Below are 829 nucleotides of genomic sequence, written 5' to 3' on the forward strand. Positions count from 1 at the left end.
CCCAGGACCTGCTGGAACAGGGCCACGACGATCACCCATGAGATGAAGTGCGGCAGGTACACCACCGATTGCACAAAGCGGCGCACGGTGGACCAGGTGAGGCTGTGCAGCAGCAGCGCGAGGGCGAGCGGGACGGGGAAGTAGAAGACCAGCTGGAGGACCGCGATCCAGAGGGTGTTGAACACCGCGTCCCAGAAAGCGCCGTCTTCGAGCATCCGCTGGAAGTTGCCGAGGCCGGTCCAGGGGCTGCCCCAGATGCCGTCGAAGGGCACGTACTCCTTGAAGGCGATGACGTTGCCGACCAGCGCGCCGTAGTGGAACACCAGAAAGTACGCGAGCCCGGGCACCATCAGCAGGAACAGCGTCCGGCTGCGGCGTCTTTGAAAACCTTTTCGCTTGATTGAAGCGCCTGACGGGTGACGGGAGGGGCGGCCCACCGTCGATTTCCCAGGGCGCTCGCGTAGCAACGCTGCCACGGAGCCTCCTCGGCTGTGGGTATGGAGTGAGGGGAAGTTAAAACGTTTTCAGGCCGGGGTCAACACTTCTGACACATCTTCGGTGCCCACCGGTGGTGCCGTCCGTGTGCCCGTCCGCGGTTCACCGGTGCGCCGCGCCTTGACGCTTGGGCCGGGCGCTGCCAGACTCGCGGCCACACTCCAGAAAGCGCTTGCTCCACCCTGCCGCCGAACGGTGTGTGAGAAGGCGTCACTCCAGCGGTGCGCGGGCACAGGGCGGAAAGCCGACCCCCACACAGGAGATGACGAGATGAGCCGTATACCCCGCGTACCGACAGCCATGACCGGCGCCGTGGCCCTCCTCGCGCTCGCCG

The 829-nt window shown here is 65.7% G+C and carries 1 pseudogene; it reads right to left on the bottom strand.

Going from position 1 to position 829, the window contains the following annotated elements:
- Positions 1-350, bottom strand: a pseudogene (locus CCN51_RS40675) (sugar ABC transporter permease); the annotation flags it as partial.
- Positions 351-829: the final 479 nt, after the last annotated feature.

The sequence above is a fragment of the Streptomyces milbemycinicus genome, assembly GCF_002154605.1.
Lineage (GTDB): Bacteria > Actinomycetota > Actinomycetes > Streptomycetales > Streptomycetaceae > Streptomyces > Streptomyces milbemycinicus.